At 68.3% G+C, this 19,280-nt stretch carries 14 protein-coding genes, 1 tRNA gene and 5 pseudogenes; 13 read left to right on the top strand and 7 right to left on the bottom strand.

Annotated features, from left to right (window positions below; translation table 11 throughout):
- Nucleotides 1-191 precede the first annotated feature (191 nt).
- A pseudogene (locus ABZ656_RS46870) lies at nucleotides 192-386 on the top strand (transposase); the annotation flags it as partial.
- Between the two features lie 267 nt (nucleotides 387-653).
- Here the strand turns inward: ABZ656_RS46870 and ABZ656_RS46865 are convergent.
- Nucleotides 654-1,094, bottom strand: coding sequence for a hypothetical protein (locus tag ABZ656_RS46865; protein WP_360277229.1), 441 nt, complete (start codon nucleotides 1,092-1,094; stop codon nucleotides 654-656).
- A 108-nt stretch (nucleotides 1,095-1,202) separates the two neighbouring features.
- Nucleotides 1,203-3,134, bottom strand: coding sequence for a putative Ig domain-containing protein (locus ABZ656_RS46860; RefSeq protein WP_360277226.1), 1,932 nt, complete (start codon nucleotides 3,132-3,134; stop codon nucleotides 1,203-1,205).
- A 333-nt stretch (nucleotides 3,135-3,467) separates the two neighbouring features.
- On the opposite strand from ABZ656_RS46860, the gene ABZ656_RS46855 reads away from it, so the two are divergent.
- Together ABZ656_RS46855 and ABZ656_RS46850 are read left to right on the top strand one after the other, a co-directional pair.
- A complete protein-coding gene (locus ABZ656_RS46855) occupies nucleotides 3,468-4,307 on the top strand; it encodes a helix-turn-helix domain-containing protein (RefSeq protein ID WP_360277223.1) in 840 nt (279 codons plus the stop codon).
- A 34-nt stretch (nucleotides 4,308-4,341) separates the two neighbouring features.
- Nucleotides 4,342-4,491 (top strand): annotated as a pseudogene (locus tag ABZ656_RS46850) (winged helix-turn-helix transcriptional regulator); the annotation flags it as partial.
- 110 nt (nucleotides 4,492-4,601) lie between these two features.
- Here the strand turns inward: ABZ656_RS46850 and ABZ656_RS46845 are convergent.
- Nucleotides 4,602-4,997 carry a helix-turn-helix domain-containing protein gene (locus ABZ656_RS46845; RefSeq protein WP_360277220.1) on the bottom strand — a complete coding sequence of 132 codons (396 nt, stop codon included), beginning with the start codon at nucleotides 4,995-4,997 and terminating at the stop codon, nucleotides 4,602-4,604.
- A gap of 127 nt (nucleotides 4,998-5,124) precedes the next feature.
- On the opposite strand from ABZ656_RS46845, the gene ABZ656_RS46840 reads away from it, so the two are divergent.
- Together ABZ656_RS46840 and ABZ656_RS46835 are read left to right on the top strand one after the other, a co-directional pair.
- Entirely contained in the window at nucleotides 5,125-5,985 is an 861-nt protein-coding gene (locus ABZ656_RS46840) for an SDR family oxidoreductase (protein WP_360277217.1), read from the top strand.
- A 307-nt stretch (nucleotides 5,986-6,292) separates the two neighbouring features.
- Nucleotides 6,293-7,801: pseudogene (locus ABZ656_RS46835) on the top strand (ISL3 family transposase).
- 18 nt (nucleotides 7,802-7,819) lie between these two features.
- Here the strand turns inward: ABZ656_RS46835 and ABZ656_RS46830 are convergent.
- The 3 genes and pseudogenes from ABZ656_RS46830 to ABZ656_RS46820 form a co-directional block, all read right to left on the bottom strand.
- Nucleotides 7,820-8,007: pseudogene (locus ABZ656_RS46830) on the bottom strand (hypothetical protein).
- Between the two features lie 144 nt (nucleotides 8,008-8,151).
- Nucleotides 8,152-9,465 (bottom strand): replication-relaxation family protein, encoded by a 1,314-nt coding sequence (locus ABZ656_RS46825; protein ID WP_360277214.1) that lies wholly within the window; start codon nucleotides 9,463-9,465, stop codon nucleotides 8,152-8,154.
- 14 nt (nucleotides 9,466-9,479) lie between these two features.
- Nucleotides 9,480-9,671 (bottom strand): annotated as a pseudogene (locus ABZ656_RS46820) (TetR/AcrR family transcriptional regulator); the annotation flags it as partial.
- Between the two features lie 165 nt (nucleotides 9,672-9,836).
- Between ABZ656_RS46820 and ABZ656_RS46815 the strand changes: the two are divergent.
- Nucleotides 9,837-10,781, top strand: a complete 945-nt coding sequence (locus ABZ656_RS46815; RefSeq protein ID WP_360277211.1) for an alpha/beta fold hydrolase — start codon at nucleotides 9,837-9,839, stop codon at nucleotides 10,779-10,781.
- A 372-nt stretch (nucleotides 10,782-11,153) separates the two neighbouring features.
- The gene (locus ABZ656_RS46810) at nucleotides 11,154-11,678 is read left to right on the top strand and encodes a hypothetical protein (RefSeq protein ID WP_212728131.1); all 525 of its coding nucleotides are present in this window, start codon (nucleotides 11,154-11,156) and stop codon (nucleotides 11,676-11,678) included.
- A 142-nt stretch (nucleotides 11,679-11,820) separates the two neighbouring features.
- On the opposite strand, the gene ABZ656_RS46805 is transcribed toward ABZ656_RS46810, so the two are convergent.
- Nucleotides 11,821-12,462: a DUF6417 family protein gene (locus ABZ656_RS46805; RefSeq protein ID WP_360277208.1), complete on the bottom strand. Its 642-nt coding sequence runs from the start codon at nucleotides 12,460-12,462 to the stop codon at nucleotides 11,821-11,823.
- A gap of 280 nt (nucleotides 12,463-12,742) precedes the next feature.
- Between ABZ656_RS46805 and ABZ656_RS46800 the strand changes: the two genes are divergently transcribed.
- The 6 genes from ABZ656_RS46800 (at nucleotide 12,743) to ABZ656_RS46775 (ending at nucleotide 19,063) form a co-directional block, all read left to right on the top strand.
- Nucleotides 12,743-12,816: transfer RNA gene (locus ABZ656_RS46800), tRNA-Met, on the top strand.
- A gap of 672 nt (nucleotides 12,817-13,488) precedes the next feature.
- Nucleotides 13,489-14,781: a helix-turn-helix transcriptional regulator gene (locus ABZ656_RS46795; protein WP_360277205.1), complete on the top strand. Its 1,293-nt coding sequence runs from the start codon at nucleotides 13,489-13,491 to the stop codon at nucleotides 14,779-14,781.
- A gap of 12 nt (nucleotides 14,782-14,793) precedes the next feature.
- Nucleotides 14,794-15,549: a TIR domain-containing protein gene (locus ABZ656_RS46790; protein WP_360277202.1), complete on the top strand. Its 756-nt coding sequence runs from the start codon at nucleotides 14,794-14,796 to the stop codon at nucleotides 15,547-15,549.
- Nucleotides 15,546-17,543, top strand: coding sequence for a hypothetical protein (locus tag ABZ656_RS46785; protein ID WP_360277199.1), 1,998 nt, complete (start codon nucleotides 15,546-15,548; stop codon nucleotides 17,541-17,543). Before ABZ656_RS46790 ends, ABZ656_RS46785 begins: the two co-directional genes overlap by 4 nt.
- Complete coding sequence (locus ABZ656_RS46780; protein WP_360277196.1) at nucleotides 17,540-18,571, top strand: hypothetical protein; 1,032 nt, start codon at nucleotides 17,540-17,542, stop codon at nucleotides 18,569-18,571. The genes ABZ656_RS46785 and ABZ656_RS46780 overlap by 4 nt, the downstream gene beginning before the upstream one ends.
- A 48-nt stretch (nucleotides 18,572-18,619) precedes the next feature.
- On the top strand, nucleotides 18,620-19,063 hold the full coding sequence (locus ABZ656_RS46775; protein WP_360277193.1) for a hypothetical protein: 444 nt from the start codon (nucleotides 18,620-18,622) through the stop codon (nucleotides 19,061-19,063).
- Nucleotides 19,064-19,280: the final 217 nt, after the last annotated feature.

The following is a 19,280-nucleotide window of genomic DNA, read 5'->3' as shown; positions in this document are numbered from 1 at the left end:
GCCCAACCACCGTGGCCATCACCCTCGTTGGCGCCACTAAACCCAGACGGGTCAAACGCACATCAAAGCACTAAGTTACCGGTATTGAGGCTAGGGCCTGTTCTGAGTTGCGATCACGGGATCGGTCATTCCCGCATCTAGAGGGTGCCGGCTGCGGTAAACCGGTCGCGTGACTCGTGGTGATCTGAGCGATGGCGAGTGGGAGTTGGTCGAGCCGCACCCGCCGTTGGGGGCGTTTCGGACCGATCCATGACCTGCGCCGCTACTTCAATGCGGTGATGTGGAGGTTCCGTACCGGTAGCCCCTGGCGGGATGTGCCGGAGAGCTACGGCTCATGGTCGACGGTCTACGACCGGTTTCGGGTATGGGCGCGTGACGGGGTCTTCCAGGCCCTCATGGAGGCGATGATCGCCGAGGCGGCGGCCCGCGATGACGTCGACCTCAGCCTGGTGAGTGTGGACTCGACCGTCGCCCGCGCACATCACCATGCGGCGGGCATGGTGGTCGACCCGGAGCTCCTCGAAGACCTGGAGAAGGCCATGGCGGAGGAAAAAGGGGCTACAGCAAAGGGGCAAAACGACCCCGTAGGCGAGGGGCCCGGAGGCCGGGAGGACCCCGAGCGGAGAATCCCCCTCCTTCAGGAGGGGGAGAAGTCAACCACGGATCTTCACGGTCACGCTGTATCGGCCCTCATCGCCGACGCAGCGCCGGGCCTCGCCGCAACTGGTGCGGTGGGCTGTGATGTCTGCTGAGCCGGGCCGGACGGCGTGCAGGGCGAGTTCGACGGTGCCGCAGCCGGCGCCTGGGGCACAGGTGTGGGCTGGTGTGACCCGCGAGGTGTCGGCGGCGGCCAGGACATCCGGTGTTCTGCTGGTGAGGTCGGACCAGTATGTGCTGTGCAGTGTGATCACCACCGAGGTGCCCACCGTGGCGGAGACGGTGGTGTGGTTCGCGCGCTCGTCCAGCCGGAGGTGTGTGGGCGTTGGCGTGGTCGGCGCGACAGGCTGCGCGGCGTCGGCGCCGCAGGCCGAGGTGGCGGCGAGAGCCAGGCATGCGGCGAAGCGGAGTGCAGAGTGGGTGCGCGGGAGCGCCATGAACGGGACCTTTCCAGGCAGTTTGTGCCGATGAGACGGTTCCGCCCCGGCAGTGGTTCCCTGCCGGGGCGGAACGTGTCGTGCTGTGCCCAGGGAGTCCTGGTGGGGTCAGGAGGCGTTGAGGGCGGTGTCGTCGACCACGAAGCTGGTCTGGAGGCTGGAGTCCTCGGTGCCGGTGAACTTCAGGGTCACCGTCTGACCGGCGTAGCTGGACAGGTTGAAGGACTTGAGTGCATAGCCACTCGCTGCGTTCAGGTTGGAATAGGTGGCCAGGGTGGCGGAGCCGACCTGGACGGTCAGCGTGTCGTAGGCGGTGGTCGTGGTGGTCTCGGCGGTGTCGATGTGCAGGTAGAAGGAGAAGGTGGCGCTGCATCCGGACGGGATGGTCACCGACTGGGAGAGGGTGTCGGTGTGGGCGCTGCCGTAACCGTCCATCCAGGCCTTCCAGCTGCCTGAGTGGGCGGGCTCACCGGCGGCGTTGTCGATCACGCCGGTGCTGGCCGTCCAGGGCGCGGCGGTGCCGGTCTCGAAGCCGGGGTTGCCGAGCTTCTGGCCCGGGCTGGAGCAGCCGCCGCCGGTGGTGCTGATGGTCCAGGTGAACGAGGTGCTGCCGGAGGCGTTCGTGCTGTCCTTGGCGGTGACCGTGACGGAGGAGGTGCCGGCCGTGGTCGGGGTGCCGGTGATCTTGCCGCTGGAGGAGATGCTGAGCCCCGCCGGCAGTCCGGTCGCCGTGTAGGTGAGGGTCTGGCTCGTGTCGGAGTCGGAGCCCGTCATCTGCAGGGACACGGCGGTGCCCACGGTGCCGCTCTGGTTGCCGGGGTTGTTCACGGTGACCGTGTTGCCCGTGGTGCCGCCGACGATCGCGTGCGAAATGGCGCACGCGTTGGTGTCGTTGGACCAGCTGGCCTGCTCGGCGAAGGTGCCGGTGCCCATCGTGATGTTGGCCGCTCCGCCCGTCTGGCCCGGAGCGATCCAGGCGCATTCGTCGGAGTTCTCCTGGCCGTCGAACGAGCTGCCGGTGTGGTTGGTCCAGCCGCCGGCCGGGTTCTGGTCCGACATCATCTCGTGCCACTCGTGGCCGAGCGTCATGGTCCAGCCGTCGAGGGTGCCGGGGGAGTTGACGAACCCGACACCGCAGCCCGAGCCCGAGTCGATGTTGTAGGGCTGGTTGCTGAAGGCGACGTCGCCGACGGTGGAGGAGACCGCACCGCCGGTCAGCGTGGTGTCACCGTTCCAGTCGTGCCACGCGCAGTACTGCCCCTGGTAGTTGTCCGGGTTGGTGCCGTGGGGCGACAGGATCACGTAGTACGCGTCGCGGTTCGACGCGGCCGTGGTGTTGCCGAAGTGACTGGCCGCCTTCACGGCCTCGGCGCCGAGCTGGTGCCCGGTGGCGGCACTGGGTGACGCCCCTGAGTTGTCGTACCAGGTACCGGCCAGCACGCCGCCGCTCTGGTAGGGGACGAAGTTGGCGTTCGCCGGGCAACTGGTCGCGCCGGTCGTCACGTTCGGACCGTCGCACCACTGGGTCAGGTCGGCCGACCAGCGCTCGTTACCGGTGCCTATGTCCTTGAACATCTCCTGGGCGACGGGCGCGGCGCCCGCCGAGTCGCCGGAGAAGGTCAGGTCCCCGCTGCCGTTGGTGCTCTGCGTACCCCACTGGGTGCCGTAGAAGACCAGGTAGACCTTCGAGTGGCCGCTCTGGACACCGATACCGTCGACGCCGCCGCCGTAGGACAGCGTCTCCGGCCCGGTCGCGACGCTCGCGGACTTCTGGGAGGCCGCCCATGCCTTCATCTTGGCATGCTGCTCGAGGTTCGGCAGTGCGCCGTGCCGGTACGGGTGCTGGTACGCGGGGCTGTAGGGGTTGGCGACGGAGCCGCTCGACGCCTGTGACGCGGCCGGTGCGGCCACCGCCTGGGGTGCGACGGCCAGCATGCCGCCGGCTATCAGGGCTGCGGCCGACGTCAGCGCGGCGGCCCCGCGGCGGGTGAACCGCCGGAGCGGGTTGGGTCTCGTGTGGTCCGGGTTCTGCGATCGCAAGGGACTGCCTTCCTGGGGAGTTGGTGCCCTACGACAGGAAGTCCCTCTATGTCAAGACCATGACAAAGCAGCCATACTTCGACAGGCCACGGGTCAACTGCTGCCGGGGGGCTTCAAGTAGCGCACATTCTTCGGTGTGAGCTGCCACCCCGGTAAGTGGTGGCTCCCGCGATGCTACTGAGTGCCCACCTCGACTGACTATCAGTCAATGGCAAAGCCTTTGCCTCGGTAAGCAATACGGCAGAGTCCCAACCGCGATGAATCCAGACAGAGTTGATGTCGTCCGTCCCCCGACCAGGAGGACGGAGCGGATCGGCTATAGCGTGTGATGCCATGGACGTGGACGACGGATCGGTCAGTGACCTCACAGCACTGGGCCTGGCACGCTACGAGGCGCGGGTCTACCTAGCGCTGGTCAGGCGCGAGTCGTACACCGCCGCCGAGGTGGCGCGTGAGGCGGATGTGCCCCGTCAGCGCGTCTACGACGTATTGGACGCCCTGGTGCGGCGTCGGCTCGCCACCATCCGCCCGGGCCGGGTGGCCACGTTCTCCGCGGTCGCACCCGAGCTCGCCACCGCCCGGCTCATGGCGCTGCAACGCGAATCCCTCGAACGGCTCGAGCAAGTGTCTTCGACACTGGTCACTGCCCTGCTGCCCGTCTGGTCCGACGGGCGCACCAAGACCGACCCGCTCGACTACATCGAGGTGCTGCGCGATCCCAAGGCCATCGCCGAACGATTCGCCGACATCCAGGAACAGGCCGGACGCGAACTGCTGAGCTTCTCCCAACGGCCCTTCCTCGCCCCGGTCGCCAACACCGAGGGGATCGCGACGGTGCGCCGACTGCGCAGGGCAGGTGGCCGGGCCCGGGCCATCTACACCCATGACGCGCTCAACGACGCCGAAGTACTGGAGCACGTACGCTGTTTCAGCGAAGCCGGGGAGGAGGCGCGGTTCATCGCCGAGCTGCCGCTTAAGCTGATCATTGCCGACGCTTCGCTCGTGCTCTGTGACATGCCGGACCCGGTTGCCGGCACCGGCGCCACCACCGCGCTCTACATCGAACACCCGGCGCTCGCCAACTGCTTGCAACTGGCTTTCCAGAGCGTCTGGGACCGCGCCGATCCGACGAACACTGCGCGCGGAGTCCAGACGAGCCAATCCGAATGCTGACGGTGTGTCCGGGAACGCAGACAGGGCGTCCAAGATGCTGTCGCAGAACCTCAAGGCGCTGGTGGGCTTCGGCCTTGTGGAGCGGACCGTGGCGCCCACCGCCCCGCCCCAGGTCACCTACGAACTGACCGAGCCGGGCACGGATCTGACCGGTCCGCTGACCACCCTCATCCACTGGGTCGGCACACATGCGGACCAGCTGCTGAACGCACAGGCCGGGACCGCGGAATCCGCAGCCCGACCGATGCCGCCGCCTAGCGGTGGTTTGTTGACGTCCAGCAACGTGACGTGGTGTCAGCTGGTGCGGGCGTCGTACTCCTCGCGGGCGGCGAGGACCTCCGTCGTGTGCCGCAGCGACCATTCCTTGAGCGCCTTCAGGGGCTCCCGGAGTGTCTCGCCCAGCGGCGTCAGCGCGTACTCCACCCGCACCGGCACCGCCGGGTAAATCGTTCGCAGGACCAGACCGTCGCGTTCGAGGGCACGCAGCGTCTGGGTGAGCATCTTCTCGCTCACCCCCGACAACCGCGTGCGCAGCTGGGTGAACCGGCACACCCCGTGCTCGCCAAGCTCGCCCAGCACGAGGATCGACCATTTGTCGCCGATCCGGTCGAGCAGGTCCCGTGACGGGCAGCCGCGCGCGTACGGGTCCCACGACGGTGTCGCCTCGGTCACAGCCTTGACGGTTGCCACAGCACTCACCTCATTGCTTTCCGACAGGTGGCTACCTTACCGAAAGGTGGCTACTTTCTGATGGTAAGTCACGAGTTCATAGTGGACCCCGTGCCGCGGAAGGCCGCGGCGGAAATGGGGATCGTCAATGTCAGTCGTTGTCACCGGAGCCACTGGTCAGCTGGGCAGGCTCGCCGTCGAGGCGTTGCTGCGGCGCGGAGTTCCCGCCTCGGAGATCGTCGCGACCGGCCGGGACATCGCCGGGATCAAGGACCTGGCCGACCGCGGTGTCGTGGCGCGCCGGGCCGACTTCACCGACCCGGACAGCCTCGCCGCGGCCTTCGCGGGAGCCGACAAGCTGCTGCTGATCTCGGCCTCGATCCCCGTGGACGAGCGCCTCGCCAACCATCGGCGTGCCATCGACGCGGCGCTGGCCGCGGGTGTGTCACTGGTGGCGTACACGAGCATGGCGCACGCCGACACAGCCACCACGATCCTCGCCGCCACCCATCGCGCCACCGAGGAGTACCTGCGTGAGCACGACGTCCCCAGCGTGCTGCTGCGCAACAGCTGGTACCTGGAGAACTACACCGCTCAGCTGCCCTTGGTCCTCCAGCACGGCGCTGTCATCGGGGCCGCGGGCGAGGGAAGGGTCAGCGCCGCCTCCCGCGCCGACTACGCCGAGGCCGCCACGGCCGTGCTGACGACCGAAGGCCACACCGGCGCGGTGTACGAGCTGGGCGGCGACGAGGCCTTCACCCTGGCCGAGCTCGCCGCGACGGTCTCGGCCGCCACCGGGAAGCCAATCGCCTACACCGATCTAGCGGCGGAGAAGCTCGCCGAGGCGCTGAGCGGCGCGGGCCTGCCCACCGCGCTGGCGGACGTCCTCGCCGACGCCGACCTCGGCCTGGGCCGCGGCGAGCTGTTCACCGGCTCCGGCGACCTGAGCCGCCTGATCGGACGGCCGACCACGTCCCTGGCCGACGCGGTCGCCCACGCGCTGCGCTGACACAGGTTCCCGGCAGCGGACGCCACCACCGCACACCCGGGCGGTGTTCACCACCCCCCGGCCCCCGGACCAGGTTCCGGGGCCGGGGCGGCGGCGAAGGGGGTAATCCCGGCCTGTGGTCCCCGACCCGCGCGGGCCGCCATGGCGAAGCACCCACCGCATCACCCCTCGATACGGCGTTCGCCGCGAGGGTCTATCAAGAATGGCTCTTACAAGATTTTCGTAGCCGGTGATCGTTTCAACTTGCCTGTGGCGTCGGCTGGTTGACGGTGTCAGGCTGGCTGTGTGTCTTGTCGCGGTGGGGGACCTGCTACCGAATCTGGCCGCGGTGCAGGCCGAGCGCGTGGAGGCCAACGGGAACTTGCTGCGGATCACTGCCCGGACCAGGGATGACACCCCGGCAGCATGTCCGGGGTGCGGACAGGCATCGGACTGGGTGCATTCGCGTTACGTGCGGCATGTCGCGGATGAGGCGGTGGGCGGGCGCTCGGTCGTGATCGACTTATCGGTGCGCCGCCTGTACTGCGAGAACTCCGCCTGCGAGAAGACCACCTTCGTCGAGCAGGTCGCGGGGCTGACCCGACGTTACCAGCGCCGCACTCCAGCCCTGCAGAAGGTGGTCGACGCGGTCGCCGTGGCGCTGGCCGGATCGGCCGAAGCCCGCCTGCTGGGCGTGCTGCACCACGTCCTGTCCTGGGCGAGCGTGCTGAACTGCCTGATGCGCATAACGGTGCCTGCCCGATCGGCTCCGCGGGTCCTGGGCATCGACGAGTTCGCCCTGCGCAAGGGGCACCGCTACGCCACCATCCTGATCGACGCCGAGACCGGCGAGCGTGTCGAGGTACTGCCGGACCGGAAGACACAGACGGTCATCGCCTGGCTGAAGGCCCACCCCGGCATCGAGGTGGTCTGCCGGGACGGGGCCGGGGGCTTCGCCCAGGCCACCACCGACGCCGACCCCACGATCGTGCAGGTCTACGACCGCTGGCACCTGTGGCACGGCCTGGCCGAGGCAGTGCTGAAGGAAGTCGGCGCCCACAGCGCCTGCTGGGCCAAGACCGGCCCGCCGCTACGGGAGGGCACGCGTGCGCAGACCACACGCGAGCGGTGGCAGCAGGTCCACCAGCTGCTGGACGCCGGCGTCGGCCTGCTGGAATGCTCCCGCCCACTGGACCTCTCCCTGAACACCGTCAAGCGCTACGCCCGCCACAGCGAGCCCGAACGCATGGTCCGGGCACCGCAGTACCGGCCCACCTTGGTCGACCCCTACCGCGACCACCTGCGCCGGCGTCGAAGCGAGGACCCCGCGGTGCCCGTCACCCACCTCCTGCGCGAGATCAAGGAGCTGGGCTACACCGGCAGCACGAACCTCCTGGTCCGCTACATCACCCAAGGGCGGGTCGAGGCCGACCACGCCACCCTCTCCCCGCGCCGGGTCGCCCGGCTCCTGCTCACCGACCCCGCCCACCTGCGTGAAGACAAGCCGCTGCTGCGTGACCAGCTCACCGGAGCCTGATCGGAGATGACCGCCCTGGCCACCTCGGTGCGCGACTTCGCCACTCTGCTAACTCCAGACAAGGCCAACGCCGTGGCGCTGACCGGCTGGATCGCCCAGGTCCAGGCAGCGGACCTGCCCTTCATGCATTCTTACGCCACCGGCCTCGAGCGCAACCGCGCGGCCGTCGACGCCGCCCTGACTCTGCCCTGGCACAACGGCCGTACCGAGGGCGTCAACAACAAGATCAAGCTGATCAAGCGGCAGACATACGGCCGCGCCGGACACCCCCTCCTGCGCCAGCGCATCCTGCCCAGCTGACCTCATGGCGATCACCGGCTACGAAAATCTTGTAAGAGCCGCCCGAGTGACCAACCCCCTTTCGGACTCCGGGAGTTCGGCTCGGTCGGCGTCGTACGCGGCGTCCACCATGTGATGACCAGCAACCGGTCCCGCGGGGCCCGGAAGGTCCCGCGGCGCAGGGACGGGGCGGGCAGCTCCTGCGTGCGATCCTCGACGCCATCCAAGACCTACTGAACTGCTGGACCGGCACCTGCACCACCTGCCACCGCCCCCTGCCCAGAACGTCCACCACCAGCCCAAATCCAAGAGCCAGAGCAACTTAACGGAGTCCTACTAGCCCGGTCCCGTAACGCTCTGGCGGAGCCGGGCTACTTGCTGCGCGAGCGCAGTCCGAAGACCGCTTGGCGCAGGGTCGGGTACTGCTGGCGCAGGTCGGTGCGGCAGGAGGGGCAGTGCCGGCCGTCCTCCGGCGAGGCGAACTCAAGGTTGTAGCCGAGCGGGCCGGTGATCGGCCCTTTGCACCGCTCACACGGCGCGGCCTCGGGGGCAGGCTCGGGATCCGGGTCAGGTTCTGGAGCCCAGCGTTCCCTATCCGCCGCCCACTCCTGGTGTTGCCTCTCGCGCTCTTCGTCGCGTTGGCGGTGGCGTTGCTCGTCGCGGGCGTACCAGGCGTCATGGTCCGCGGGGTTGGCGAGGGCGTCGGGGAGGTTTTCCCACTGGCCGTGTCCGCATCGCCACCACACCGCAGTCCGGGGGCCGCTGGTCTGGAGGCGGTCGAGGGTGGTGAAGAGGAGGGGGATGGCGTCGGCGTAGTCGTAGTAGCCGTCCCGTTCTTCAGTGCCGTACCCGCCACCGGCGCCGTGGTAGCTGCCGTACCAGACGGGACGCGTGAGCTCCATGACGGTGTTCATGCGGTTCTTCAGAGCCTGCGGGCCGGTCCGGGTGCCGGGGTTGAAGACGACCACGACCGGCGGGTGTCCCTCCCGGCCGGTCGACGGGTACGGGGTGCGCCACACCGGGCTCTCGCTGCCGAGCGGGTTCTTGGACTTCAGACGGAAGTAGCGCAGGTACTTCTCGAACTTGGCCGCGAGGGTGTCGGCGGACTCGGTGCAGTTGTCGACCTCCACGAACAACACCGGCAGCCCCGCCTCCGGCGCCTGGAGCACCGCGTCCGCGCGGACCCCGGCCCGGTTGCCCCTACTGGTGGGGAGATTGAGCGGGACCTCGGTCGACCAGGAACCGATCCAGCCCATCCCCGGCGCCTCCAGCACGAGCCCCAGGGCCGGCTCCTGCTCCGTGGCTGTCGGCGTTGGTGCGGGCTGCTGGCGCGGCACGGGCCGGGTCGCTGCGGCGGGCGTGCGGGTGATAGCGATGACCGTCTCGTTGACCGCCATCGCGTGCGGGGCACCCGAACGGGCCGCACCACGCGCGGTCCCGCCCATCTCCCCCGCCGGCCTGCCCAACACTTCCGCTGCCGCGTCCAGCCCGAGCGGCGTCAGGCTCCAGAGCTTGTTGCCGTCCCTCGCGCTGCCCTCTGAGACCGCGAGACCATGCCGCGCCAGCTCCAACGCCGCGTTCCGGAAGCCCTTGTTGTCCTTGTGGCCCGGCGCCATCAGCCGGTGCATCTGGTCCGCCGTCGCGAGCTTCAGCACCCCGAGCGCGGCCAGCACGTGTGCGCGCACCGCGCTCGTGGACCCGTGGGGAAGTGCCGGTAGATCGTGCCCACACCGACGCCCGCCTTGGCTGCGATCGGGCGTACCGGCGCGTCCACTCCGTCCATGACGAACACCGACGCCGCGGCATCGAGCAGCGCCTTCTCGTTCCGCCGGGCGTCCGCGCGCTTGGCCGAGTTCGGGGTCGCCGACGACGGCTGGTCACCTTCACTCACGGGTGCTCCTGTCCCACGACTGCACTTGCTAAGCGGAACGCTGTTCCGTATATTCGGAACAACGTTCCGCTTAGGAGTCTATCCGGTGGGTCACGTCGTCAGAATCTGCGCCGCCGACGCATCCCTATGGATCCGGCGCTCATCGCAAGCGAAAGGCAGTCTCACATGCCCGCATCCGAAACGGTCGCCCAGAGCACCGTTCCCGCTTTGACCTCGGCGATCATCAGCGTCAAGCCGGTCGTCCTGCCCGCGCCGGAGCGCGGCGACGACCTGCAGGTACGTGTGTCGGCGCCGGTCACCGGCACTGACCTACCGATCGTCGTCCTCGCCCATGGCTTCGGCCTGTCGATGTCCTCGTACGACCCGCTGGTCGATTTCTGGGCCGCCAACGGCTTCGTCGTCATACAGCCCACATTCCTCGATTCGCTCACCCTCGACATCGCCCCCACCGACCCGCGCTACCCCGACATCTGGCGCATCCGGGCCCAGGACGTCGAACACGTACTCGACGAACTCGACCAGATCGTTGCCGCAGTCCCAGGGCTCAGCGGCCGCATCGACCGCAGCCGCATTGCCGTCGCCGGACATTCCTGGGGCGGACAGACCGTCAGCATGCTTCTCGGCGCCCGCGTTGTCGGTGCTGACAGGCAGCTCGGGCCCGACAAGACCGACACTCGCGTGAAAGCCGGCGTGCTACTCGCCACGACAGGCATCGGCGGCGACACCTTGACGCCGTTCGCCGCGGAGAACTTCTCCTTCATGAACCCCGACTTCGACCGCCTGACCACGCCGACCCTCGCAATCGCGGGCGACCACGACCAGTCGCTGCTCTCGACCCGCGGCCCCGACTGGTTCACCGACGTGTACCAGTACAGCCCTGGGGCTCAGAGCCTGCTCACCGTGTTCGGGGCCGAGCACTCGCTCGGTGGGATCCACGCCTACAACGCCAAGGACACCACGGACGAGAGCCCCGAGCGCGTCGCTCTGATCCGGAAGGCTTCGTGGGCCTACCTCCGCAGCGCCCTCGGGATCGACGACACAGCGTGGAAGGAGACCCAGACCACGCTCGCGGAGGCTCCCGAACCGAGCGGACGCATCGACAACAAGTAAGACCATCACCGGCGCAGGCCGCCGCGGACGACCGTAGCGGCGGCCTGCGCCATCCGCCTGATCTCGTGGGGGTACCGTCAATCACGGCTGCGGCGCCCCGGTGATCCCGTCCGCGCACACACGGACCCCTCTCCGATAGGGGCCGTGCGACAAGGACCGCTCACTCCCGCAGGCACGGCAGCCATTGTGCCGGCGGAGTAACTCCCAAGCAAAACTGGGTATTTAGGCGAAGTTGGCCCACGCTCTGGTAAGGAAAAGGTGTAGGTAACCGGAAGTTCACCGTTCACGTCTACCCGCATAGACCCGGCCGGTGGTGTCATTCCGTCAGCCGCCCGGAACCTCGCCTCCGGGCCAAAAGCGGGAGACCCCCAAATGCGACCTCTGCGCCGCGTCACCGCCACCACCACCGCCCTCGGCATGGCCGCCGCCGGCCTCATCATCGCGGTGAGCGGCACCGCGCACGCTTCCACCTGTTCCCAGTCGTACCTGCCGCTGCCCGACTCGTCCTGCACGCCCGGCTCGTACAACCCCGACGTCACCCAGTCGAACATCCACAGCACCATCTGCGTGTCCGGCTGGACCGACACCGTCCGGCCCCCCACGTCCTACACCAACCCGCTCAAGGCGCAGGGCATCATCGACTACGGGTACTCCGACACCAACATGTCGGACTACGAGGAGGACCACCTCGTGCCGCTGGAGCTCGGCGGTGCGCCCCGTGACCCCGGCAACCTGTGGCCCGAGCCGCACTACGGCACGAAGACCGCCTACACCAAGGACGGCACCGAGACGAAACTGAAGAACGCCGTCTGCAACGGCACCATCACCCTGTCCGCCGCCCGCAGCGCCATCAAAAACAACTGGACCACCGCACTCCAGGTCACCGGCATCGGCTGACCTCCAGTGAGGCCGTAGGCCGCGCCGCGTGATGGGATCCAGAGGGGAACGGCCGCGCCCACGCGGCGCGGGAGCCCAGCAGCTCTGCCCCAGGAGCGCGGCGCGAGCGGCCAGGGTCTGCAGGAGGCCGCGCCCATCACCATCACGCTCGCCCGCTGACCCCCGCACCGCCCCGCGCGGCCCCTCCGGCCGCCGACGGGTTGTCCGAGGCCCGTGCCGGGCTGTGCACAACGCCGTACTCGCGGGCGAAGCGGTTGGCCTCCGCGGCCGAACCGGTCATCCGGTGCAGCCACAACCCGTACGCCACCGACTCCATCTGCTCCTGCGTCAGATACAGCCGCCACCGCTTGATCCCGTGATCACACGATGCCGAACGGACCTGCTCCGCCAGCCCATCAGTCGGCGGAACTCGCAGTCCGCCGGTGAGGCCGACGAACACGCGCAGCGCCGCCATCTGCGACGGGATCAGCTCCACCACCTGCCGGTCCGCTTCCTCCCCGCCGGACGGGGGCTCGGCCCGGGGGCGGGAGCAGCCGTAGGCGAGGGTGTCATGGCCGTACGAAGTCGGGCGGGCAGCCCACCGCACGGGCCGGCCCTCCAGAGCCGACAGCTCCGCGCGCTCCTCCCGCCCGGCAAGCTCCACCAGTCCCTGACTCTCCAGCGCGTTCACCTGTTGCTGGTGCGGCGGGAGGAGCTCCGCGTCGAGCGTCCAGCCGTGCCCGGCCGCCTGCCCACGCTCGCACAGCGCCTCCAGCACCGACAGCGCCCTCTCCCAACTCCTCATCCCACTCCCCCGCGTTGCGTGCCGCGCCTGTACGCGTCCGCCGACGGTAGACGTCAATGCCGGTCCAGGCAGCGCCAAGGCGGGGAAGGCCAGCCCATCGGGGGAACCCGTCCGGCGCTCAGCGCACTCTCGGTAAGCCGGCGGATTCACGGCCTGGCGGCCGACGAGGGGCTCGGAGGAAGCGGAGGAAGTGGCAGCCGCGACCGCCGACGCCCCTCACGGCGGGCAGGAGATCATGGTCTCGGGGGCGGGATGGTTGGCGTAGGGTGGAGCAATCCGACGCGGGGTGGAGCAGCTCGGTAGCTCGCTGGGCTCATAACCCAGAGGTCGCAGGTTCAAATCCTGTCCCCGCTACTGAAACCTGAGGGGCCAGCACGATGTGCTGGCCCCTCAGGCATATCCAGCCCCGGGGCACGCGTTGCAGCACGCGCGCCGGACAGGCCGAACTGCGCCGTGAGCACGACGGGACGCCGGCAAGTAGGGCGTCGTGCGAAGTGCAGCACCGACCGGCACGCATGCGCGCGGGCGCAGTCGGATTCCCCAAATGGCTGAGCACCAGCGGCCTGAAAATCGTGTGGCTTGAGACGACGGCCAAGGACATCGTCCGGGATCGACTCGCTGGGGCTCCCGGCCGCCTGCTGTGTACCCACGTCCGTTACCGAGGCAAGGACGGGCTCACGGTTCAGCTTGTACCCGTGTACGAACGGATCCTCCCTCGTTCCGAGTCCAAGCCTCTCCTGGCAGTGAACGAGGTCACTTCGTGAAAGCTACGACCTGCCATACCAATCTGGGTTGATGGGTGCGTCGCGTCCGCGGTTGAGCTGAGCCATGAGCTCGCGGTTATCCACTCCGCGCCAGGTCGGGCGGCAGCCGACCTGGCGGGTCCCTCTCGTCGCGAGTAGTGCCTCCCGTCTGCGGAGAGGAAACGGGAAACAGTGCCATTTGCCTTGTCCGTCCAGTCAGGGGTGCCGCACTCTTTCGTGCAGCAACCCTCTTGCACCTGGATGGACGGTCCTGGAGGTTTCCGTGCTGCAGCCGTCCAGCAAGTTCGGCGAAGAGCTGAGGAAGCGGCGCTTGGGCGCCGGATGGAGTCTCACAGCGCTATCCGCCGTCGTGCACTACAGCAAGGCGCAGTTGAGCAAGGTCGAACGAGGCATCAAAGCGCCGAGCCGTGATCTGGCTCGGTTGTGCGACGCCGCCCTCCACGCCGGCGGAGCGCTGATCGCTTTGGTCGCCCCGCCCGTTACTGACGTGCCGAAGGAACCGGCTCCCTACGGGGTCAATGAGGAGGAATGGGTGATGCGGCTGTCACCGGATGGTTCGAGCGGTTTTCAGCCCGTGGACCGGCGGCAGGTCGTGAGCGCCGGGGCAGCCTCGTTGATGAGCTGGCGTACGGGCGGCCAGGGCCGCGTATCGCCGACCGGGGGCGTGGGGATGCTGGATGCATCCCGTTCGCTGTTCACGCACTACCGGCGGCTCGGCCAGAGCGTTGAGCCCGGCTTCCTGCTGCCCGGGCTGATAGCGCAGACCCATACGCTGCGGGAGTTGTCCGCGCACGTGGATTCCCGCACCCGCCAGGAGTTGCTGGCGCTGGGCTCCCGGTACGCCGAGTACGTCGGCTGGCTGGTGCAGGAGACGGGTGACGAGCAGGCGGCGCTGTGGTGGACGCAGCGTGCGGTGGACCTTGCTGCAGCCGGTGGCGACCGGGCACTGGCCGGGTATGCACTGGTCCGGCGGGCCCTGGTCACGCTGTATCAGGACGATGCCGAACAGACCGTTGCTCTGGCACGCCGGGCGCAGAGCGGCACGCTCCCGCCGCGGATCCGGGGTCTTGCCGCGCAGCGCGAGGCGCAGGGGCACGCTCTCGCCGGCGATGGTGACGCGTGCTTGCGCGCTCTGGACCGGGCCCGGACACTGCTGGCCCGCCAGGAAAGCGAGGGCGACTCTCCGGTGATCGGCAGCATGCATCTGCCTGACTCGGTCGGCATGATCACCGGGTGGTGTCTGTTCGATCTCGGCCAGATGCGGAAGGCAGCCGAGGAATTGGACCGCCAACTCGCGCTGGTCGCGCCTGATGCGGTGCGCACGCAGGTGCGCTACGGCGTACGCCGGGCGCTGGCTTATGCGTCGCACGGCGAGATCGACCACGCCTGCGCATTGGCGGAGCCGCTGCTCGATGGGGTCGTGGCCGTCCGGTCCGCGACCGTGACGATCGATCTCCGTCGCCTCGCCCGCGTTCTGGCCCGCCATTCCGGCCACGCCCTGGTGCGCCGGCTGGAGCCACGCCTGGCAGCGCTATCCCGACTCCCTGTCTCCTGAGAGGAACCTGGCATGCCCGACGTGTTCATCAACTACCGCACGGGGGACGGCAATGACATCGCCGCCCTGATCGACAACGAGCTTGCCAACCGTTTCGGCAAGGACCGGGCGTTTCGCGCCTCGCGGTCCATCCTCCCGGGCTCCACCTACCCCGACGCCCTCCTCACGAACGTGCGCCGCAGCGCACTGGTGCTGGCGGTTATCGGGGCCGACTGGCTCAACTTCCAGTCCCGGCTGAGCGATCCGGAGGACTGGGTCCGCAAGGAGATTGTGGAGGCGTTCACCTGCGGGGTGCCGGTGGTGCCCGTCCTCGCAGGCAGGGGGACGGAACGCCTGCGCAAGGAAAGACTGCCGGACGAGCTGGCGAGGCTGGCCGAACTGCAGTCCGTGCGGCTGGACACACAGAACGCACAAGCGGACCTGAAGCGCCTGGGCGACCTGGTAGCCGAGATGGTTCCCGAGCTGTACGACCTCGAGCACGCCGAAGTACCGGCGCCTGATCCCGGCTCCGTGTCCAATTCGGCCGGCGCCGTCAGCGGAACGGCCGTGCAGAGCCGGGACTTCACCGGAGACGTCGGCAACACCGTGATCAAAGGGTCAACCGGTCCCGTGCATTCCGGCCAGGGAAACATCTACCAGAACTCGCGCCATGTTTCGGGTGATCGGCACTACTCGGGCGACGGCATGACGAGCATCGAGGGTGATCAGCACGGTGACATCCGCCACCGGTTCGGTGACTCGGGCCAGCCCGAGGGCAACGGACGGTGAGCGATACGTCCACCACGCGTATCGAGCGGCCCGGCGGCCCGGTGCACGCCGGCTCGGGCGACTTCTACAGCTACACCGTCAATGTGGACCTTGGCGACCAGGAGGCACCCGGCCGAAGTCCGCGCCGCATCGCAGATGACCAACTCCGCCTTCTCCGGCAGCAGTTCGTCGACCCCACCGGGATGGGCAGGGCACGCCGTGTGCTCGACGGCAGCAGCACCGTGATCCTGCACGGCGCTCCTGGCAGCGGCAGGACTGCGGCAGCATGCGTCCTGCTGTACGAGGTTCACCAGGGCGCAGGTATCTTCCGCGAGCTTCTGCCCGGCGAGGAGGAGGGGGCCCTCACCGATCCCGGTCTGGTCGGCGTCGGTGACCGGCTGCTGCTGAACCTTGCCGAGGCGGACGTCTCCCAGTGGGCTCAGACGCGCAGGGACCTGTCGGCGCTGCGCCAGGCCGTGCGGGAACAGCAGGCGCATCTGGTGGTCGTCATGCCGCATGACGGCGCCTTGGAGTCTCACCTCCAACCGTACCGGGCCGATATCGCGCGCCCGCCGGACATGGAGGTCTTCCGGCGGCATCTGCGGCTCCATCGGATACCGCACGAGGAGTACCTGCTTCCCGCCCCGGCGCTGGATGAATTCCTGGAAGAACAGCCGCCGATGGAGGAGATCGCACACTTCGCCGACCGCGTGCGCCGAGCCCGTGCAGCGTTTCCGGTACGTGACGGGTTCGCCACCTGGTGCAAGCAGTCCCGCGACGCACGCACGCAGTGGCGCAACGAAGTCGCCAATCTCGTCGCGACACAGTGCGCCGCTCCACAGCGGGCGCTGCTGTTCGCCACCGCCATGCTCCACGGCACGCATGCTGACGTCATCCACCGCGGCGCCGCACTCCTGCTCAGCACCCTCAACACGCCGCAGGACGAGACGCCTTCACTCGAAGGCAAAGACCTGGCCGAGCGTTTAAAGGAGATCTGTGCAGCAGCCGGGCCGGACGGCCGCGTGCGGTTTGACAAGCTGGACTACGACGCCGCGGTCCGCGCTCACTTCTGGGACCACATGCCTGACCTGCGGCACCCGTTCAGCACCTGGACCGCCCAGAGTACGGAGCTGGACGATCCGCATATCACTTCGGACCTGCGCAAGAGACTGGTGAGCCGGCTCGCCGACCAGTACTTGCGCACCGGACGGGGAAACGATTTGGCATTCCTGGCGGAGGAGTGGAGCACTGCGCCCACAAGCCGTGCCCGGCTGGAGGCCGCTGTAGACACGCTGGCCTGCGGTCTCCACGACCCGCGCTACGGCCGAAGTCTGCGGATGCTCGTCTACTCCTGGTGTAGGGACAAGCAGTTGACGGGGAACCTCGCGCATGTTCTCCTACGCGCCTGCACCGACGTGATTGCACCTACCCACCCCGATCAGGCCGTGACCCGCCTGCATCACCTGGCCCGCCGAGAACGCGGCGCCACCCCCGCTCTCGATGCCTTGTGCCGCCTTGCAGCGACCAGTGCCCGACTTCGCCGCCGCATGCTCGACCGCCTCACCCGTTATTCGGCCGCACCGACCGTCGACGCCCGCCTCTTCCTGCGGATCTGCGATCCCGTGGCACTCACGGACCCAGCAGGCGCACCGCGCCCGCTCATCGACGAAAAGGGCGTCCAGGACTGCGCGGTAGCAGGCTGGGCGGAGGCGCTCGCCCGACTGCCGCAGCCGCACTGGCAGCCGTACGCCGAACGATGGCTTCACACGGCCTGCACCGCCGACAGCCATCGCGACCGGCTGCTCGCTCTGCTAGTCGATGCCGCAGGCCGAAACGGCAGCGCCCTCGCAGCGCTGTACTCAGCCGCCCGCGCCGCAGAGCCCACCGCCCCCGGTGGACGGGCATCCGGCGCCGCAACCACCGAACGCCTGCTCCAGAAGATCTCCACGGCCCAGGGCCTGCGCCCGCCGGCCGCACCGACTCCACCCGCACCGCCCAGGGGGACTACACGATGACCACTGGCCGCAAGACGACGACCGTTTTCCTCACCGTCCTGTGTGCCCTACTGCTGACCATCCTCGGCCTGGTGCAGGAGTGGCCCACATGGGCGTGGGCCGCCCTGGCCCTTGCCGTCGCCGGTGCTCCCGCGGCAGCCTTCAAGATCGCCGCGATGCGTCGCGGCTCTCTACCCGCCGACTTCACGAACTTCCTCCCCGCCGCCCCGATCGAGCGCAGGGAACACCACGTCAGCCGCGTCGCACTGCCCAGCCAATGGGCCGACTACGACTTCGTGTTCTCCGCCACCGTACGCTGGCACCCCCTCGAAACCCACGGCGACGACCCCGTCCTCAACCCGGCAGGCCTCGCCGTCGAAGCGGTGCTGGACCGCGCCCGCACACTCACCGAACAACGGGAACCCGGCCGGGCCTCACTCGTCCAGCACGAACTGAACGGTGCCCTCGGCAGAATGCGCCCGGACCACACCGGACACCTCCAAGTCATGGCAGAAAACATCACGCTCACCTTGCACGAACCCGACCAGGAACGGCTGACCAAACTCGCTGAGGTCCGCAAGGACAAGGCAGTCTGGGAACACCAGCGCAAATACGAGCAGAGCAAGCGCGAATACCTGGGCGACGACGTACTCAAGGACACCGGCAGCGCGGTGGTCTGGTGGCTGGCCAAGAACGACAACCACATAGAGAAGACCGTGGCAGACCTCGGTCTCCTTGCCCAGCTCACATCCGCAGCCAACGACACCGACATCCCCGAGCGGCTTCAGGACCTCATCCCCACGTCCAACGGGCCCTCCACTCCTGTCGAACGGGAACCGACAGCCTCTGACCACTTCGAGGCCTTCCTCACCGGCATGGGCTTCACCAGCGAAGATGGCCGACGGGGAATGCTCACCAAGCAGATCGCCGACATCATCAGAACGCAGGACAAACACGAGACGGCCGATGAACTGCTGCGCCGCTACGACCCACCAGCAGCCTTCACCGCCCACGCGGACGAGCCGGAAGAGCCAGAACACCCCAGATGACGCAGACGGCCGAATACCCGGAGTCCGAGCTCTACTTGAAGGAGAACCATGGACAGCGAGTTGGCCGCATTGACCGCGTCGGGAGCAACCACCCTGGTCTCGCTCATGGTCACCGATTCCTGGACACACGCCCGCGAGCTCCTGCGGCGGTTCCTCTCACGCAGCGATCCAGGCAACTCCACGATCAACGACCTGGACGCCGCGCGGGCCCGGCTCCTCACCTCCGAGTCCACAGGCCATCCACACGGGGCCCGCGACACCGTCGAACAGTGGGACGCATACCTACGACATCTGCTGGAGTCTCGCGCCGTCTCCGGCGCCGAACTGCGCGAACTGCTCACGTCGTTGCAGCACCTCCAGAGCGAAGCGGCGCGGCCGGGCACCGTACACAACAACATCAACGACGGAGTACAGCACGGCCCAGTAATCCAATCAGGCCGGATCACCGGACTCACCATCCACGCCCACCACCCCGACCCGCCACAGGACTGAGTTCTGAGCACACCCATGCAGCGGCGTGACCTCAAATATCAACCCCCTGGTTTCGTGGAGCCCTATCTATGCAGCCAACTCCTCGGTGAAACCGGCCCAGTAGTCGTGTTCGCAGTCGATCGGGGTCTGTACGCTCACCGGTGTAATTGATGATCATGGAAGAGACATCAAGTGACTGACACCGTGACCGAGTCCGTGGCCGCCGATGACCTGGCGG

The organism is Streptomyces sp. NPDC007095 (assembly GCF_040634475.1).
In the GTDB taxonomy this organism is placed as follows: Bacteria; Actinomycetota; Actinomycetes; order Streptomycetales; family Streptomycetaceae; genus Streptomyces.
This window is presented reverse-complemented; position numbering and strand designations above follow the sequence as displayed.

Excerpts from the sequence above, each read along its gene's own strand:
- ABZ656_RS46865 (WP_360277229.1), bottom strand. The coding sequence starts at position 1,094 with ATGGCGCTCCCGCGCACCCACTCTGCACTCCGCTTCGCCGCATGCCTG.
- ABZ656_RS46855 (WP_360277223.1), top strand. The coding sequence starts at position 3,468 with ATGGACGTGGACGACGGATCGGTCAGTGACCTCACAGCACTGGGCCTG.
- ABZ656_RS46840 (WP_360277217.1), top strand. The coding sequence starts at position 5,125 with ATGTCAGTCGTTGTCACCGGAGCCACTGGTCAGCTGGGCAGGCTCGCC.
- ABZ656_RS46815 (WP_360277211.1), top strand. The coding sequence starts at position 9,837 with ATGCCCGCATCCGAAACGGTCGCCCAGAGCACCGTTCCCGCTTTGACC.
- ABZ656_RS46810 (WP_212728131.1), top strand. The coding sequence starts at position 11,154 with ATGCGACCTCTGCGCCGCGTCACCGCCACCACCACCGCCCTCGGCATG.
- ABZ656_RS46805 (WP_360277208.1), bottom strand. The coding sequence starts at position 12,462 with ATGAGGAGTTGGGAGAGGGCGCTGTCGGTGCTGGAGGCGCTGTGCGAG.
- ABZ656_RS46790 (WP_360277202.1), top strand. The coding sequence starts at position 14,794 with ATGCCCGACGTGTTCATCAACTACCGCACGGGGGACGGCAATGACATC.
- ABZ656_RS46780 (WP_360277196.1), top strand. The coding sequence starts at position 17,540 with ATGACCACTGGCCGCAAGACGACGACCGTTTTCCTCACCGTCCTGTGT.
- ABZ656_RS46775 (WP_360277193.1), top strand. The coding sequence starts at position 18,620 with ATGGACAGCGAGTTGGCCGCATTGACCGCGTCGGGAGCAACCACCCTG.